Source organism: Pseudomonas sp. HTZ2, assembly GCF_033173945.1.
Classification (GTDB): domain Bacteria; phylum Pseudomonadota; class Gammaproteobacteria; order Pseudomonadales; family Pseudomonadaceae; genus Aquipseudomonas; species Aquipseudomonas guariconensis.
Window position 1 is genome coordinate 4945448 of the sequence record NZ_CP137332.1, and the last position, 16217, is coordinate 4961664.

Annotated in this window: 17 protein-coding genes and 1 pseudogene; 15 read left to right on the forward strand and 3 right to left on the reverse strand. The window is 58.5% G+C overall.

Annotated features, from left to right (window positions below):
- Both R6G97_RS23100 and R6G97_RS23105 read left to right on the forward strand, forming a co-directional pair.
- Positions 1-690, forward strand: a complete 690-nt coding sequence (locus tag R6G97_RS23100) for an HAD family hydrolase (protein WP_317847566.1) — start codon at positions 1-3, stop codon at positions 688-690.
- The gene (locus tag R6G97_RS23105) at positions 683-1675 is read left to right on the forward strand and encodes a S49 family peptidase (protein ID WP_317847567.1); all 993 of its coding nucleotides are present in this window, start codon (positions 683-685) and stop codon (positions 1673-1675) included. The genes R6G97_RS23100 and R6G97_RS23105 overlap by 8 nt, the downstream gene beginning before the upstream one ends.
- Before the next feature lie 82 nt (positions 1676-1757).
- Here R6G97_RS23105 and R6G97_RS23110 read toward each other — a convergent pair whose 3' ends face one another.
- Positions 1758-2336 carry a Maf family protein gene (locus R6G97_RS23110; RefSeq protein ID WP_070573263.1) on the reverse strand — a complete coding sequence of 193 codons (579 nt, stop codon included), beginning with the start codon at positions 2334-2336 and terminating at the stop codon, positions 1758-1760.
- A gap of 96 nt (positions 2337-2432) precedes the next feature.
- On the opposite strand from R6G97_RS23110, the gene R6G97_RS23115 reads away from it, so the two are divergent.
- The 11 genes from R6G97_RS23115 to R6G97_RS23165 all read left to right on the forward strand — a co-directional run bounded on the left by R6G97_RS23115 (position 2433) and on the right by R6G97_RS23165 (position 12405).
- Positions 2433-2960 (forward strand): YceD family protein, encoded by a 528-nt coding sequence (locus R6G97_RS23115; RefSeq protein ID WP_043214407.1) that lies wholly within the window; start codon positions 2433-2435, stop codon positions 2958-2960.
- A gap of 13 nt (positions 2961-2973) precedes the next feature.
- The gene (gene rpmF / locus R6G97_RS23120; RefSeq protein ID WP_008096416.1) at positions 2974-3156 is read left to right on the forward strand and encodes a 50S ribosomal protein L32; all 183 of its coding nucleotides are present in this window, start codon (positions 2974-2976) and stop codon (positions 3154-3156) included.
- 3 nt (positions 3157-3159) lie between these two features.
- The gene (gene plsX, locus R6G97_RS23125; protein ID WP_090343783.1) at positions 3160-4170 is read left to right on the forward strand and encodes a phosphate acyltransferase PlsX; all 1011 of its coding nucleotides are present in this window, start codon (positions 3160-3162) and stop codon (positions 4168-4170) included.
- A 124-nt stretch (positions 4171-4294) separates the two neighbouring features.
- Positions 4295-5233, forward strand: coding sequence for an ACP S-malonyltransferase (fabD, locus tag R6G97_RS23130; RefSeq protein WP_070573266.1), 939 nt, complete (start codon positions 4295-4297; stop codon positions 5231-5233).
- 16 nt (positions 5234-5249) lie between these two features.
- Positions 5250-5990, forward strand: coding sequence for a 3-oxoacyl-ACP reductase FabG (gene fabG / locus R6G97_RS23135; protein ID WP_043214411.1), 741 nt, complete (start codon positions 5250-5252; stop codon positions 5988-5990).
- 206 nt (positions 5991-6196) lie between these two features.
- On the forward strand, positions 6197-6433 hold the full coding sequence (gene acpP / locus R6G97_RS23140; RefSeq protein WP_043214413.1) for an acyl carrier protein: 237 nt from the start codon (positions 6197-6199) through the stop codon (positions 6431-6433).
- Between the two features lie 152 nt (positions 6434-6585).
- Positions 6586-7830 (forward strand): beta-ketoacyl-ACP synthase II, encoded by a 1245-nt coding sequence (gene fabF / locus R6G97_RS23145; RefSeq protein ID WP_043214415.1) that lies wholly within the window; start codon positions 6586-6588, stop codon positions 7828-7830.
- The gene (pabC, locus tag R6G97_RS23150; protein ID WP_043214417.1) at positions 7830-8651 is read left to right on the forward strand and encodes an aminodeoxychorismate lyase; all 822 of its coding nucleotides are present in this window, start codon (positions 7830-7832) and stop codon (positions 8649-8651) included. Before fabF ends, pabC begins: the two co-directional genes overlap by 1 nt.
- 3 nt (positions 8652-8654) lie before the next feature.
- Entirely contained in the window at positions 8655-9812 is a 1158-nt protein-coding gene (gene mltG, locus R6G97_RS23155; RefSeq protein ID WP_043214419.1) for an endolytic transglycosylase MltG, read from the forward strand.
- 275 nt (positions 9813-10087) lie between these two features.
- Entirely contained in the window at positions 10088-10723 is a 636-nt protein-coding gene (gene tmk / locus R6G97_RS23160; protein ID WP_317847568.1) for a dTMP kinase, read from the forward strand.
- 62 nt (positions 10724-10785) lie between these two features.
- Positions 10786-12405: a hypothetical protein gene (locus R6G97_RS23165; protein WP_317847569.1), complete on the forward strand. Its 1620-nt coding sequence runs from the start codon at positions 10786-10788 to the stop codon at positions 12403-12405.
- Positions 12406-12420: 15 nt separating this feature from the next.
- Here the strand turns inward: R6G97_RS23165 and R6G97_RS23170 are convergent.
- Positions 12421-12528, reverse strand: a pseudogene (locus R6G97_RS23170) (IS3 family transposase); the annotation flags it as partial.
- Between the two features lie 415 nt (positions 12529-12943).
- Here R6G97_RS23170 and rhtA point away from each other — a divergent pair.
- Positions 12944-13831 (forward strand): threonine/homoserine exporter RhtA, encoded by an 888-nt coding sequence (gene rhtA, locus R6G97_RS23175; protein WP_090345816.1) that lies wholly within the window; start codon positions 12944-12946, stop codon positions 13829-13831.
- Positions 13832-14020: 189 nt separating this feature from the next.
- Positions 14021-14302, forward strand: coding sequence for a hypothetical protein (locus R6G97_RS23180; protein WP_043213898.1), 282 nt, complete (start codon positions 14021-14023; stop codon positions 14300-14302).
- A gap of 53 nt (positions 14303-14355) precedes the next feature.
- On the opposite strand, the gene R6G97_RS23185 is transcribed toward R6G97_RS23180, so the two are convergent.
- A complete protein-coding gene (locus R6G97_RS23185; RefSeq protein ID WP_317847570.1) occupies positions 14356-16164 on the reverse strand; it encodes an aminopeptidase P family protein in 1809 nt (602 codons plus the stop codon).
- Positions 16165-16217: the final 53 nt, after the last annotated feature.

Genomic DNA, 16217 nt, shown 5'->3' on the forward strand with positions numbered 1-16217 from the left:
ATGAATAAACCCTATGAGTTGTTGATCTTCGATTGGGACGGCACCCTGGCCGATTCCATTGGGCGTATCGTCGAGGCCATGAATGCCGCGGCTGAGCGTGCCGGCGAAGCCTCCAGCAGCGATGCTGCGATCAAGGGCATCATCGGTCTGGCGCTGGGGGAGGCGATCTCCACGCTATATCCTCACCTGGATGCCGTTCAGGTCGAGGTTTTCCGGCAGCACTACGCCGATATCTACATGGCCCTGGATCAACAGCCTTCGCCGTTGTTCGATGGCGTGGCCGAGTCGTTGGAGGCTTTTCGTGCCGACGGCTACCGTCTGGCGGTAGCCACCGGCAAGGCGCGTCGTGGTCTGGATCGGGTGCTCAAGGCCAATGGCTGGGAACGTTACTTCGACATTACCCGTGCCGCCGACGAGACGCGCGGCAAGCCACATCCGCTGATGCTCGAGCAGATCCTGGCTCACTGCCAGGTCGAACCCCATCAGGCGCTGATGGTCGGAGACTCTGCATTCGACTTGCAAATGGCCAGCAACGCCGGGATGCATTCGGTTGCGGTGGGATATGGTGCTATGTCATTGCAGGTCTTGAGCGAATTCGGTCCACAGGTGTGCATCGATCATTTTTCACAATTGCGCGAGTGGCTCGCTTGTTCGCGCACGGTCAATTCCAAGGTAGGTAAGCATGGCTGATGAGTGGCGGGCGCCCGAGCCCGAAGAGTCGGAAGAACGCGAGGAGCGCAAGAGCTGGAAGTTGCTGGAAAAGACCCTGCTTGCAGGTGTCCAAGAGCAGCGTCGGGCGCGGCGCTGGGGCATTTTCTTCAAGCTGCTGACCTTCGTTTACCTGTTCGGGCTGTTGGTGCTGTTCACGCCCATGATGGATGTGGACAAGGCTGCGTCGCGCAGTGCCAACCATACAGCGTTGGTAGAGGTGCGTGGCATGATTGCCGACGAGGAGCCAGCCAGTGCCGACAATATCATCAAGAGTCTGCGAGACGCCTTCAAGGATGCCAAGACCAAGGCTGTGATCATGCGCATCAATAGTCCTGGCGGCAGTCCTGTGCAGTCGGGTTACGTTTACGACGAGATCCGCCGACTGCGTGCTGAATACCCTGCGATCAAGCTTTATGCGGTGATTGCCGACCTGGGCGCGTCGGGGGCTTATTACATTGCCAGTGCGGCTGATGAAATTTATGCCGACAAGGCGAGTCTGGTGGGCTCCATCGGTGTGACCGCTGCAGGTTATGGTTTTGTCGGCACCATGGAAAAACTGGGTGTGGAGCGGCGGACCTACACCGCAGGCGAGCACAAGGCGTTCCTGGATCCGTTCTCGCCGCAAAAGCCAGAAGAGACCGCGTTCTGGCAGGGCGTGCTCGATACCACGCATCGTCAGTTCATCGCCATGGTCAAGCAGGGGCGCGGCGGTCGCCTGAAGGACAAGGAGCATCCAGAGCTGTTCAGTGGCCTGGTCTGGTCGGGCGAGCAGGCCAAGGAACTGGGGCTGGTGGATGGGTTGGGCAGTGCCAGCTACGTGGCGCGTGAAATCGTGGGCGAGAAGGAGTTGGTGGACTTCACTGTCCAGGAGTCGCCGTTCGATCGCTTCTCCAAGCGCTTGGGTGCCAGCGTGGCTGAGCGCCTGGCTATGTGGATGGGTTTCCAAGGGCCATCGCTGCGCTGACATCAAGCCCGCTCCAGTCATTGGGCATCGCTCGCGCATGTGAGGCGATGCCCCTAGGGGCTGGGTTACTTCGTTCAGACCTTCAGGGAATCTGCACACCTTCTTTCAAAAGCATGTCGACCAGTCGGATCAGCGGTAGCCCGATCAGGCTGGTTGCATCGCAGCCGTGGGTGCTCTGGAACAAGCTTACCCCCAGGCCTTCGGCCTTGAAGCTGCCTGCGCAATCCAGAGGCTGTTCCGCTGCCACATAGCGCTCCACGCTTTCGCGATCGAGTTCGCGCAAATTTACGGTAAAGGGCACGCAATCCACCTGGCATTGGCCTGTGGTGCTGTTGAGTAGCGCCAGGCCGGTGAGAAAGGTGACCTGCTGGCCGCTGGCGGCCAGCAGTTGTTCGCAGGCGCGTTCGAAGGTATGTGGCTTGCCCAGGATCTGCTCGCCGAGCACCGCTACCTGGTCGGAGCCGATGATCAGATGGTCGGGGTGGCTGGCCGCAAGCGCCTCGGCTTTCTGGCGGGCCAGGCGACGAACCAAAGTGGTGGCCGGCTCGTCATCCAGGCGCCGCTCGTCTATATCGGGGCTTGCCCAGCTGAAGGGCAGGTGCAGGCGCTCAAGCAGTTCGCGCCGGTAGGGGGAGCTGGAAGCCAGTAACAGGGGAAGCATGGTAGACTCCTGGGCAGATGAACCAAATTCTAACATGTGAGATGCCGCCGAATTTCCTTTGACAGGGGCGGGGGGCATCCCTAGAATGCTGCGCCTATGTTGAATGACCCGATTCCACCTCACGTTGACCCGCGCAAATTGGCCGATCGTGGCGTAACCATCCAAGGTTCGCTGCAACTCGCTGATTTGGAAAGACTCTGCGACCCGCTGTCCGACGATGTCGGTACGGTGCAGGCGAAGTTCGATTTTGAGCGAGACGAGCAAGGCGCTGTGGTGTTTCACAGCGAACTCGATGTCGAAGTCAAGATGGTTTGCCAGCGTTGTCTTGAGCTGGTCACCCTGCCGATTCACAGTGAATGTACGTACGCTGTGGTGAAGGAGGGTGCGAATACCCAGTCGTTGCCGAAAGGCTATGACGTGCTGGAACTGGGCGAAGATCCTTTGGATCTGCAGGCGTTGATCGAGGAAGAGCTCTTGCTCGCCTTGCCTATCGTGCCTGCTCATCATCCGGAAGAATGCCAGCAGCCGGCGGGCGCAGATGAGCCCGAATCGAGCAAGGACGAGGTATCGCGGTCCAACCCGTTCAGTGTTTTGGCGCAGTTAAAGCGTGACCCAAACGTTTAGGAGTTAATCAATTATGGCTGTTCAGCAGAACAAAAAATCCCGCTCTGCCCGTGACATGCGCCGTTCCCACGACGCCCTGTCGGAAAACGCGCTGTCCGTAGAGAAGAGCACCGGTGAAGTACACCTGCGCCACCACGTTTCGCCAGAAGGCGTATACCGTGGTCGCAAAGTGATCGACAAGGGCGCTGACGAGTAATCCTTGTCCGCTCAGATCATCGCGATCGACGCAATGGGCGGGGACTTCGGTCCCCGCAGCATTGTTCAGGCAAGTATTGCTTGCCTCTCGGCTACCCCCTCGTTACACCTGACCCTCGTCGGTCAACCCTCCCTCCTCGAAGATCTTGTCAGCAGTCTGCCGGCTGCGGATCGCGCGCGCCTGCAAATCGTAGCGGCAAGCGAAGTGGTGGGTATGGACGAGCGGCCATCACAGGCATTGCGGGGTAAACCTGACTCGTCGATGCGCGTCGCCCTGGAACTGGTGCGTGATGGCAAGGCGCAGGCCTGCGTGAGCGCCGGAAATACCGGTGCGCTCATGGCGCTGTCGCGCTTCGTGCTCAAGACGCTGCCGGGCATCGACCGGCCGGCTATGGTGGCGGCGATCCCCACGCAGGCAGGGTATTGCCAGCTGTTGGATCTTGGCGCCAATGTCGATTGCAGCGCCGAGAACCTCTATCAGTTCGCCGTGATGGGATCAGTGGCCGCCCAGGCGCTGGGAATCCATCGTCCGCGGGTAGCGCTGCTCAATGTTGGCACCGAGGACATCAAAGGCAATCAGCAGGTCAAGCTTGCAGCGAGCCTTTTGCAGAATGCTCGCGGGCTCAACTACATTGGTTTCGTCGAGGGCGATGGCCTCTACCGTGGTGAGGCCGATGTGGTGGTGTGCGACGGTTTCGTCGGCAATATCCTGCTCAAGTCCAGCGAAGGTCTGGCCACCATGATCGGTGCGCGCATCGAGGCGCTATTCAAGGGGAGTGTGTTGGCCCGGGCTGCTGGTGCCATGGCCATGCCCCTGCTCAAGCGACTGCAGGCCGACCTGGCCCCGGCGCGGCACAATGGCGCGAGCTTCCTCGGTCTACAAGGTATCGTCATCAAGAGCCATGGTTCTGCCGGAGTGCAGGGCTTCCAGAGCGCCATCCAGCGTGCGCTGATCGAAATCCAGGAGAACCTGCCGCAACGCCTGCATGGTCGCCTGGAAGATCTCTTGCTTTAATTCCCGCCGTGAAATGGTTAAATGTGACCGCTTGGTCTCTTTTCCCATCCAAGTTTTCAGTTTCCGCGTCCAGCCCTGGGCTCGACGCACCCTATCCGACGACAAGATCATAAGGGCTTGTTCAATGTCTGCATCCCTCGCATTCGTCTTTCCCGGTCAAGGTTCCCAGTCGCTGGGCATGCTCGCCGAACTCGGCGCAGAGAAACCGGTAATCGTCGAGACCTTCAAGGAGGCTTCCGAGGCTCTGGGCTATGACCTGTGGCAGCTGGTCCAGCAAGGTCCGGAGGAACAACTCAACCAAACCGACAAAACCCAGCCGGCAATCCTCACTGCATCCATTGCCCTGTGGCGCCTGTGGCTGGAAGAGGGTGGTGCGCAACCAGCCTTCGTTTCCGGCCATAGCCTGGGCGAGTACAGCGCGTTGGTCGCTGCTGGCAGCCTGAGCCTGAAAGATGCCGTTCGCCTGGTCGAGCGTCGTGGCCAGCTCATGCAAGAGGCCGTTCCTGCAGGTCACGGTGCCATGGCGGCAATCTTGGGCCTGGATGATGCCGATGTTGTGGCGATCTGTGCAGAAGCGGCTGAAGATGAAGTGGTCAGCGCGGTCAACTTCAACTCGCCAGGCCAGGTGGTCATCGCCGGCAACAAGGCCGCGGTGGATCGCGCCATGGAACTGTGCAAGGCCAAGGGTGCCAAGCGTGCGCTGCCGCTGGCGGTCAGCGTGCCATCGCACTGTGCATTGATGAAGCCTGCCGCCGAGCGCTTCGCCGAGGCGGTCAACGCCATCGAGTGGAAGGCCCCGCAGATTCCGGTCGTGCAGAATGTCACCGCCGCGATCGCCGCCGACCTGACTGCCCTCAAGCAGGACTTGCTGGCCCAGCTGTACCAGCCTGTGCGTTGGGTCGAGTGCGTGCAGACCCTGGCCGCCAATGGTGCGGTCAACCTGGTCGAGTGTGGCCCTGGTAAAGTCCTGGCTGGTCTGAACAAGCGGTGCGCCGATGGCGTGACCACCTACAACCTCAATACCCCTGACGCCGTCGCCGCCACCCGTGCGGCGCTGGCCTGAAACTGGAGAAGCTTGCATGAGCCTGCAAGGTAAAGTTGCCCTGGTCACCGGCGCCAGCCGCGGTATCGGCCAGGCTATCGCCCTGGAACTGGGCCGCCAGGGCGCGACCGTGATCGGCACCGCTACCTCGGCCTCGGGTGCCGAACGTATCGCCGCGACCCTGAAGGAACACGGCATCAATGGCACCGGCATGGAGCTGAATGTGACCAGCGACGAGTCGGTCAGTGCCGTGCTCGCGGCCATCGGTGAGCAGTTCGGCGCACCGGCCATCTTGGTCAACAACGCGGGTATCACCCGCGATAACCTGATGCTGCGCATGAAGGATGATGAGTGGTTCGACGTGGTCGACACCAACCTCAACAGCCTCTACCGTCTGTCCAAGGGCGTGCTGCGCGGCATGACCAAGGCACGCTGGGGTCGTATCATCAGCATCGGCTCGGTCGTCGGTGCCATGGGTAACGTCGGTCAGGTCAACTATGCTGCCGCCAAGGCCGGTTTGGAAGGCTTCAGTCGTGCCTTGGCGCGTGAAGTGGGCTCGCGCAACATCACCGTCAACTCGGTGACTCCGGGCTTCATCGATACCGATATGACCCGTGAGCTTCCAGAAGCACAGCGCGAAGCTCTGCAGTCGCAGATTCCGCTGGGTCGTCTGGGTCACGCCGACGAGATCGCCAAGGTGGTTTCCTTCCTGGCATCCGATGGCGCGGCCTACGTGACGGGCGCCACCGTGCCGGTCAACGGCGGGATGTACATGTAAAAACCTGCAGCACCAATGTGACGGATTGCTTCAAAAAAGTGTCATACACGGAGCCTAAAATCCGTTATAAAGCTGCAACCAGATTCCAGGCAGAGGGTCAGGTGTCTTCGAGATCGGCGCGTTCCGCTTGAAAAGCAGGCGTCTTTCTATAAACTTGGTCACCGGCCAGCTGCCTGACATATGTCCATTAGGAGTGAAAACTAGGTATGAGCACCATCGAAGAACGCGTCAAGAAAATCGTCGCCGAGCAACTGGGCGTCAAGGAAGAGGAAGTGACTGCTGAGAAGTCCTTCGTCGATGACCTGGGTGCCGATTCGCTTGACACCGTTGAGCTGGTGATGGCTCTGGAAGAGGAATTCGAGACCGAAATCCCTGACGAAGAAGCCGAGAAGATCACTACCGTTCAAGCTGCTATCGACTACGTCAAAAGCCACCAGGCCTAAGACGCAGTAGTCGACGCTTCTTGTCGGGAAAAACCGCACTGCCTTTGCCGGCGTGCGGTTTTTTCTTTGCGAGTGCCGAGAGCCTGTTGCCATTTCATTCCATTGCCTGAATGCAATGGCAAGAGACTCTGTTATTAGAAGAGGAGAGTACTGTGTCGCGTAGACGCGTCGTGGTCACCGGTATGGGTATGCTGTCGCCACTGGGTACCGATGTACCGAGCACTTGGCAGGGCATTCTGGCTGGCCGCAGTGGCATTGGGCCGATCGAACACACGGACCTGTCTGCCTATACCACCCGTTTTGGCGGCTCGGTGAAGGGCTTTGAGGTTGAGCAGTACCTGTCGGCCAAGGAAGCTCGCAAGCTCGACCTGTTCATCCAGTACGGCCTGGCGGCCGGTTTCCAGGCGGTACGCAATGCCGGCCTGGAAGTCACCGACGCCAACCGCGAGCGTATCGGCGTGGCCATGGGCTCGGGCATCGGCGGCCTGACCAACATCGAAGAAACCAGTCGCACCTTGCATGATCAAGGGCCGCGGCGGATTTCGCCGTTCTTCGTGCCGGGTTCGATCATCAATATGATCTCGGGCTTCCTGTCGATCCACCTGGGTCTGCAGGGACCGAACTACGCTATCGCCACTGCATGCACCACCGGCACCCACTGCATCGGCATGGCCGCGCGCAACATCGCCTACGGTGAAGCCGACGTGATGATCGCCGGCGGTGCCGAAATGGCAGCCTGTGGTCTGGGCATGGGGGGCTTTGGCGCCTCCCGTGCACTGTCGACGCGCAATGATGAGCCGACCCGCGCCAGCCGTCCATGGGACAAAGGCCGTGATGGCTTCGTGCTTTCCGATGGTGCTGGTGCCCTGGTTCTCGAAGAACTCGAGCATGCCAAGGCCCGAGGCGCGACGATCTATGCCGAGCTGGTTGGCTTTGGCATGAGCGGGGATGCCTACCACATGACTTCGCCGCCCGACACCGGTGATGGCGCTGCGCGCTGCATGACCAATGCCCTGCGTGACGCTGGCATTCAGCCGGAAGAGGTCAGCTACATCAACGCCCATGGTACCTCGACCCCGGCGGGCGACATCGCCGAAGTGGCCGCGATCAAGCGGGTGTTCGGCGAGCACGCCTACAAGCTGGCCGTGAGCTCGACCAAGTCGATGACCGGCCACCTGCTGGGCGCCGCCGGTGCGGTGGAAGCGATCTTCAGCGTACTGGCGATCAACAGCCAGATGGCGCCGCCGACCATCAATCTGGACGAGCCGGACGACGGCTGCGACCTTGACTTCGTGCCTCACGAAGCCCGCAGCATGCCTATCGATGTAGTGTTGTCCAACTCCTTCGGCTTTGGCGGGACCAACGGTTCGCTGGTGTTCCGCCGGTTCGTCGGCTGATGCACAGTTGGATCGACGGCCAGGCCGCGACTGCACTCAATCTGCAGAACCGCGGCTTGGCCTATGGCGATGGCCTGTTCGAGACCATCGCCGTGCGTGCGGGCAGGCCTAGCCTGCTCACGCAGCACCTTGATCGCCTGGCATTGGGTTGCCAGCGACTGGCGATCGAGGCTGACCTGCCACTGATCCGCGACGAAATCATCGCTTACGCCAGCCAGCTCGGTGAAGGCGTGGCCAAGCTGATCCTCACCCGTGGCGACAGCCTGCGTGGCTATGCACCTGCTGCCGGTGCCGCGCCCCGTCGTATCCTCCAGGGCAGCCCGTTGCCTGCCTATCCTCGGGAAAACGCCGAACACGGCATACGGCTGTTCGACTGCCAGACCCGCCTGGCGGAACAACCGCTGCTGGCCGGGCTCAAACACCTGAACCGCTTGGAACAGGTATTGGCCCGCAGTGAATGGCAAGGCACCGATCACGCCGAAGGGCTGATGCGCGACATGCAAGGGCGGCTGATCGAGGGGGTGTACAGCAACCTGTTCCTGGTGCGCGACGGTGTGCTGCTGACGGCGGACCTGAGCCGCTGCGGTGTCGCGGGCGTGATGCGTGCGGCGTTGCTCGAGCAGGCCGCAGCACTCGGTGTCCAGACCCAGGTGCGCGACCTCGCGTTGGCGGAGTTGGAGCAGGCTGACGAAGTGTTCCTGTGCAATAGTGTGTACGGCGTCTGGCCGGTGCGCGAATTCGCGGCACTCAAGCTTAACTGGTCGCCAGGCCCGCTCACCCGTAAACTGCAGGCCGTTGCCCGTACGTTACTGGAAACCTGATTCGTGAGACGCAAATTCCTGCTGTTGCTGGAAATGGGGTTGATCCTGGCTGGCCTCGCTGTGGGCTGGTCGGCCTGGAAGGTCAACTCGGTTCTGGAGCAGCCTCTGCACGTGACGCAGGAGCAACTGCTCGACGTGCCCAGCGGCACCACCCCTAATCGTATGTTCTATCGCATGCAGAGCGAAGGACTGCTCGATGATGCCGTCTGGCTGCGCCTGTACTGGCGTTTCAACATGGCCGGCACCCCATTGCACACCGGCGAATATCGTCTGTCTCCGGGCATGACCGTGGCCGAACTGTTCGAGGCCTGGCGCCGGGCCGATGTGGTGCAGTACAACCTGACCCTGGTCGAGGGCTGGACCTTCCGCCAGGTGCGCGCCGCAGTGGCCAAGCACGAAAAGGTCAAACACACCCTTGACGGCCTGTCCGACGCCGAGGTGATGGAAAAGCTGGGGCATACCGGCGTGTTTCCTGAAGGTCGTTTCTTCCCCGACACCTACCGTTTCGTGCGGGGCATGAGCGATGTCGAGCTGCTGCAGCAAGCCTACATGCGCCTGGAGGAAGTCCTGGCCAAGGAATGGGCCGAGCGGGCCACTGATTTGCCTTATCGTGACCCATACCAAGCACTGATCATGGCATCGCTGGTGGAAAAGGAAACCGGTATTCCCCAAGAGCGCGGGCAGATCGCCGGTGTGTTCGTGCGTCGTCTGCGCCTGGGCATGATGCTGCAGACCGACCCGACCGTGATCTACGGCATGGGTGAGCGCTATAACGGCAAGATCACCCGGGCCGACCTACGTGAGCCGACGCCCTACAACACCTACACCATGACGGGCTTGCCGCCGACACCGATCGCCATGGTCGGTCGCGAGGCGATCCATGCCGCGCTGAACCCCTCCGATGGCACGAGCTTGTATTTCGTCGCCCGCGGCGATGGCAGCCATGTGTTCTCGGATGACTTGGATGATCACAATAGCGCGGTGCGTGAGTTCCAGCTCAAGCGCCGCTCCGATTACCGCTCCAGCCCCGCGCCGCAGACGCAGCCGGATGCGAGCGAGCAGGCGCCGGCCGAGTCGGGTCAGAACCCGATCCCTGAGGGCGATGCACCTGCCAGCGACCCTGCGCCGGGCGATGCGCCGGCACCTGACGAACAACAGTAAGGACTGCCAGTGAGCGGCTTGTTTATTACCCTGGAAGGCCCCGAAGGCGCGTTATATTCGCTTTGACTACTATGTAAACCAAAAAAAATATATTCAGTAGTCGTGCGATGTAAACCAAAGCTATCCTTCCCCGACCAAGTCCTCCGAGCCCGAAAGCAAAAATCAGAGGGCATGGTGCTGCTGTCAGAAAGGGAGGATGTGGACTTGACGATTACATTCTCTTCTACCACGATGTAAACCAATGCCCCCTCCACCAAAGCCACTAGGACAAGCGAATGGCGCAAGGCTGTCTGATCGTATGTGACGGAAATAACGGGGCAGGTAAGTCTTCGGTTATCCGTGCCATCGAAGAATTTCTCCACTCACGAGGCAATTCTTATCTCGTGACTCGCGAGCCTGGCGGAACCCGCATCGGTGAAAAGATCCGGAGCGTGGTGCTTGATCCTGAGACCCCAGAGCTTTGCGATACGACCGAGCTGCTCCTATTTGCTGCTGCTCGCGCTCAGCACTTGAAAGAGAAGATCATTCCAGCGATCCAGGCCGGTAAGGTAGTGGTTTGTGATCGCTTCACTCCCGCGACGGTAGCGTTCCAGCACTACGGAAGAGGGATTCCCCTAAGCCTGGTGCAGAGCATCAACGGTTTCGCGCTTGAGGGCTTTTCTCCGAACCTCAATATCATCCTGGACGTAGATCCGGAGATCGGGATGAGGCGGGTGGCGTCCCGTGGCGAAGGACTAGATCGTATGGAGATGCAGAAGCTGGAATTTCTAACACGAGCCCGTGAAGGCTTCCTGCGGCAAGCAGAGGAGGCGCCAGACACTTTCGTAGTGATTGACGCTTCTCAGCCTTTTGACGCGGTGAGCGAAAACGTGCTCGCTGCAGTCAATGCCCTGCTAGCAAAACTCGCGTAGGTGCCGTTATGCGATACCTCCACAAGTATCGCAGTGAGACAAGCGCTAGCTCCACGGATCAAGTGGATATTTCGTCCAACTATTTGGAAAGACCAGATTTCGATTTCTCAATCCCCCTGCATTCTGGCCTGCATTATGTCTTTATTCGAGGCGCGGGCATGGCAACGAATGCAAAGGGATATGAGCTACGAATGGCAATCAATAAATTCCTAGATTTTTCATCAGACTATAATTCTAAAACCCTACCCGCTCTACAGATTTTAGCTCTTAATGATATTGGGGCGGAAGAATATCTATGTTTCGAAGATTATTTGCGACGCAATGACCTCAGGGTCTACCTAGCTATTCGGTTAAAGTCAGCGCTTGTCCATGTGGCGCGGCGGTTTGATGATGGAATGCCTATTCTCAAACTTCCTGTAATCGAAGAGCCAAAAACTACCCCAACTGAACCGCTAACCGATCAAACGGATGACGACTTTTATACGGCTATGTATAAGGAAGTCGATCTGTTGCGGGAAAAGCTTGCTTTTCAAGAGCAAGAACTTACTGCAAAGCCTTATGATAAATGGGAGGTTTGGGAGTTAAGTCGCGAGCTGATGACATTGCCCAAAGGGGAACGCTCAAGTTGGGTTATCGACCCGCTGAGGGCTGCAGCCACACTAAGTTACGAGGGCTTCCCTTTTTACACTCGTCCCGAGTGGATCGAATGTATGAGTGTCGATGCGCGAGCTAACACTCTGAGCCCTATCGGTAGGACACCTTTAGAATTTGTCTTGTCCTGTTGCATGCACAAAGGATTCTTACGGCTGAGAGCGCCTGGTTGTATCGGTTTTCAAGAACTGTTCCAGCTCATGTATCCATGTGCTCAAGACCAAGCTACTCTCGCTATTTTCATCCAGAGACAGTTAGGGTGGAATAAAGAGTCGGTATTGGCTTTGGATAAAGATAAGTATATACATCCTATTTCCGAGTTGGCAAAGGATGATGTTGTGTTACTCGTCTCAAGTAAGATTAGATCCCAAGGACAAGGCAAGGCCTACATCACCCCCAAAGCAGCCTTGGCTACTAGCAGCAGATCTGACCCTTACTCTGGCTACAATCTTATAAAGCTCGCATGTGATCTTTCAGAAGGTTGCAGAAGGTACCTGAAGCTCGATCCCAGAATCGAAACGGACGATAAACGTCATCAATCTCCTTTCCTATTCTGTCAAGACCCAAGATCACCTTGGAGTGTTCATGACCGGCTGGGTACGTTAGATGCCCAAGGCCACTGGAATGCCGGCGTGAAAGCTTTTTTGTCCAAAGCACAGTTGACGGAAAATGGTGAACTTCTTCAGAACGTGGAAAGTCTGCCGTCGCGGTTGCGCGTAACATCACTTCAAAACAACAAGAACAAGCGCCGTCAGCCAGTGGCCCTAACAGCCCTGCTTTATGGTCATTCCGACCCGGTCACCACGGACACCCATTACGATAGTTCTGCAGCCGCTACGGTCATGCGCAGAAAGCGTTTTCTTGATTTTCAGGAACGTTTCATCAAAAAAGGGCAAGAGGGTGAATTCAAAGGACTCATGGGCAAGCCTGCAGGACAGGAGTCTAAATATCCTAGGTTCAGAATATTCACCCTGATCGGGCACGATAGACCGCTGTGGGCATGCTTGGACTCTACTCAGCCCTCATACTGAATCGCCCCTGGTTTTCTAGACACTCTCCAAGCTCAGGAAATAGCGTTTCTCATACTCTACTGGAGACAGCTGCATAGCACTGCTGTGTCGGCGTTTAGGGTTATAGAACATCTCGATGTAATCAGCGCTTTGCTCAACCGAGGCCGCGCATTCTACGCTTTCCTCTAAGTCTGTCAAGCGTTTATTTTGAAGTTTTTTCCGAGAAACCCGTTCAACTTCAACCGCTTAACTCGCTGCGATCTCTCGTAGCAGGAGGCGAATCATACAGCGTTAAAACCTGCTGTCAACTGCCTTTTTCACCGCTGCCGATCAGAAGACCGAAGCCCTTCCGATATTACCTGAAGCGTTCAACTCGTTGATTATCAAGGAGTTTTGCGTTTCGACTACGTCGGAAGTGGGGCGCATTATAAGGAGATTCGAACCCCCGTCAACAGGTATTTAAAAAAACATCACCTTTATACTCTTGCGACCCACCTGCCCCATTGCGCACTATAGTGCGCACACCGCGTTACCCTCTCAAAAGGATTGCCTGCCCTAAATGAACATCCAGCCCCGCAGCCTGGCCGCCACACTCTTTCCTATCGGCTTGCTGATCATTGCCATGACGTCGATTCAATCTGGCGCTTCTCTGGCCAAGACCATGTTCCCTGTCGTCGGGGCCCAAGGCACCACCGCGCTGCGCTTGGTGTTCGCCAGTATCATCATGTTACTGCTGCTTCGACCATGGCGAGTGCGCATGAGCACCGCAGCCCTGCGCAGCGTGGTTATCTACGGCTTGGCACTGGGCGGGATGAACCTTCTCTTTTATATGGCTGTGCGCACCGTCCCGCTGGGAATCGCTGTCGCTCTGGAATTCACCGGCCCCTTGGCCGTGGCACTCCTGGCCTCGCGACGGGTCATGGACTTTCTCTGGATCGGACTGGCAGTCATCGGCTTGCTGCTATTGATCCCGATCGGCCAATCCGATCATGCCATCGACCCAACAGGCGCTGCGTATGCCTTGGGCGCCGGGGTCTGCTGGGCGCTCTACATTCTTTATGGGCAACGCGCAGGGTCCGAACATGGCATCCAGACCGCCGCCCTTGGCGTGTTGGTCGCCGCACTATTCGTCGCCCCCATTGGCATCGCCCATGCCGGCAGCGCACTGCTGACCCCTGCCCTGCTTCCGGTGGCCCTCGGTGTCGCGATTCTCTCGACAGCACTTCCCTACAGCCTGGAAATGATTGCCTTGACCAAGATGCCCGCACGGACCTTCGGCACCTTGATGAGCATTGAGCCTGTCATTGCGGCGCTTTCTGGCCTGCTGTTTTTGGGTGAAGTGCTGACAATCGCCCAGTGGCTGGCGATTCTGGCCATCATCACTGCATCGGTAGGCGCAACGTTGTCCATGCGCCGGGAAGCACCGGCCGCCGTAGCGGCAGACTGACATGAGAAATCTTTTCATTTGACAGGGAATTTCCGATTGTCTCACCCTGCCTGCCTGACTAAGCTGTCATAAAAATTTGATCTTTACGCTATCTACTGTAAAAACAGGGATGTTGGAGAACCTTCAGGAAGAAAAGAGCGAAAACGACAGAGCCAGACGTGCTGGTCGGCTCTGCTTTTAAGGACAGGAATGAAACGTATTTTTCTCATCCTGGTCATCTTGGCCATTGCTGGATGCGCCGCCACCTCCAAGACGGAGGTGAAACGGGGAAAGAAGGGCTTGCACATCAACTGCTCAGGCTTGTCCTCTTCTTGGGACAAGTGCTACAGCAAAGCGGCCACCTCCTGTGGCAAACGTGGCTACAAAGTCATCGCCCGCTCCGGCGAAACCGATGAGGAGCCGGGCGACTACCTATTCGGCATCAACCCTGCCGGCTACACCAGCCGCAGCATGATCGTCCTGTGCAAATGACATGAAAAAAGGGCAGCCCATCGGCTGCCCTTTCTCGTTACTGCCCTTCCCCATCAAAGGGGCGCAGTGCGTGCCTCGAGCCAGGCCAAGGCTTCGTCCTTGAGCAATGGCGCCAGTCGTTCACGTACCGTCGCATGGTAGCTGTTGAGCCACTGCACATCGTCCTGCCCAAGCAACTCTGGGATCAAGCAACGGGTATCGATCGGGCACAAGGTCAAGGTTTCGAAACAGAGAAAGTCGCCAAACTCACTCTTGCCAGCGTCGCGGTTCACAACGAGGTTCTCGATCCGCACCCCCCAGGCTCCTGGCCGGTAGGTACCAGGCTCGATGGAGCTGATCATGCCCACTTGCATGGCCGTCTGTGGCAGAGTCGGCGCCTGATAGGCAATCACTTGTGGCCCCTCATGGACATTCATGAAATAGCCCACGCCATGCCCGGTGCCATGCCCATAGTCGACCTGGTCAGCCCAGATCGGCGCGCGGGCGATGGCATCGAGCAACGGCGACAGGATCCCGCGGGGGAAGCGTGCCCGCGACAATGCAATCATGCCCTTGAGCACACGGGTACAATCCTGCTTCTGCTCGAGGCTGGGAACGCCGATCGGCACCATCCGGGTGATGTCAGTGGTACCCCCTACATATTGGCCACCAGAATCGATCAACAGCAAACCATCGCCTTCGATCACCGCATGGGACTGCTCAGTCGCCCGGTAATGCGGCATGGCACCGTTGGCGTTGAACGCTGCGATGGTGGAAAAACTCAACGACACGAACCCCGGCCGGCGCCCACGCGCCGCGCTCAATCGTTCGTCGATAGTCAGCTCGGTGATGGTTTGCTTGCCTAAGTTGGCCTCAAACCAGGCGAAGAATTCGCACAACGCCGCGCCGTCCTGCTCCATTACCTGACGGATATGCACCAGATCTTCTTCGCCCTTGCGGGACTTGCTCAAGGTGGTCGGATTGATACCCTCGAGCAATTGCACATCGGCGCTCAGGTGATCCAGCAAGCCACAGGTGACACGGGCCGGATCCACCAGCAAGCGGGCATTTGGGGGTATCGCGGCCAAGGCCCGGCCGATTTCTGCATAGTCGCGCACCGAGATCCCATCGACCGCCAGCACATGGCGCAGGTGATCGTCGACTTTGTCCAGGCCGACGAACAGCGTTGCCTGCTCCTGCCCGATCAACGCGAAGGAGACAAATACCGGGTTGTAGGACACATCGCTGCCGCGCAGGTTGAACAACCAGGCAATGTCGTCGAGAGTGGCGATGAAGTGCCAATCGGCGCCGCGCTCAGTCAGGGTCTGCCGCAGTTCGGCAAGTTTTTCCGCACGACTGACGGTCGCATGAGGCGGTAGATGCTGGTAGACCGGATTGCCTGGCAGAGCCGGCCGCCCGTCCCAGACCCGCTTCAGCAAATCCAGATGGGTCAGCAAGCGCACTTCGCGGGCCTTCAGTCGCTCCTGCAACTGCCGGGCGGAGGCCAACGCCATCACTGCTCCATCGACGGCCACCGTTCCCTGGTACCGAACATGCTCACCAAGCCACTCCAGCGCCCCTGGTTGGCCAGGCAGCAACTTCATCAGCTCGATGCCACTGCCCGCCAGTTCATGCTGGGCCTGCTCCCAGTAGCGGCTATCGGCCCACAGCCCGGCGAAATCGGCCGTGACGACCAAAGTCCCTACTGAGCCATGAAAGCCAGACAACCACTGGCGGCCTTGCCAGTGCCCTGGCAGATACTCGGATAGATGGGGGTCAGCCGAGGGGACCAGCAAGGCATCCACGCCTTCGCCGGCCATTATCTCGCGCACACGCGCCAGGCGGGCCGGGACGCTTTGCTGAATCGGGGACTGAATGTTCATGCGCACTCCTGCGGATACACCATCGGCTATTCCAAGCCGTTGATAATGGAGCA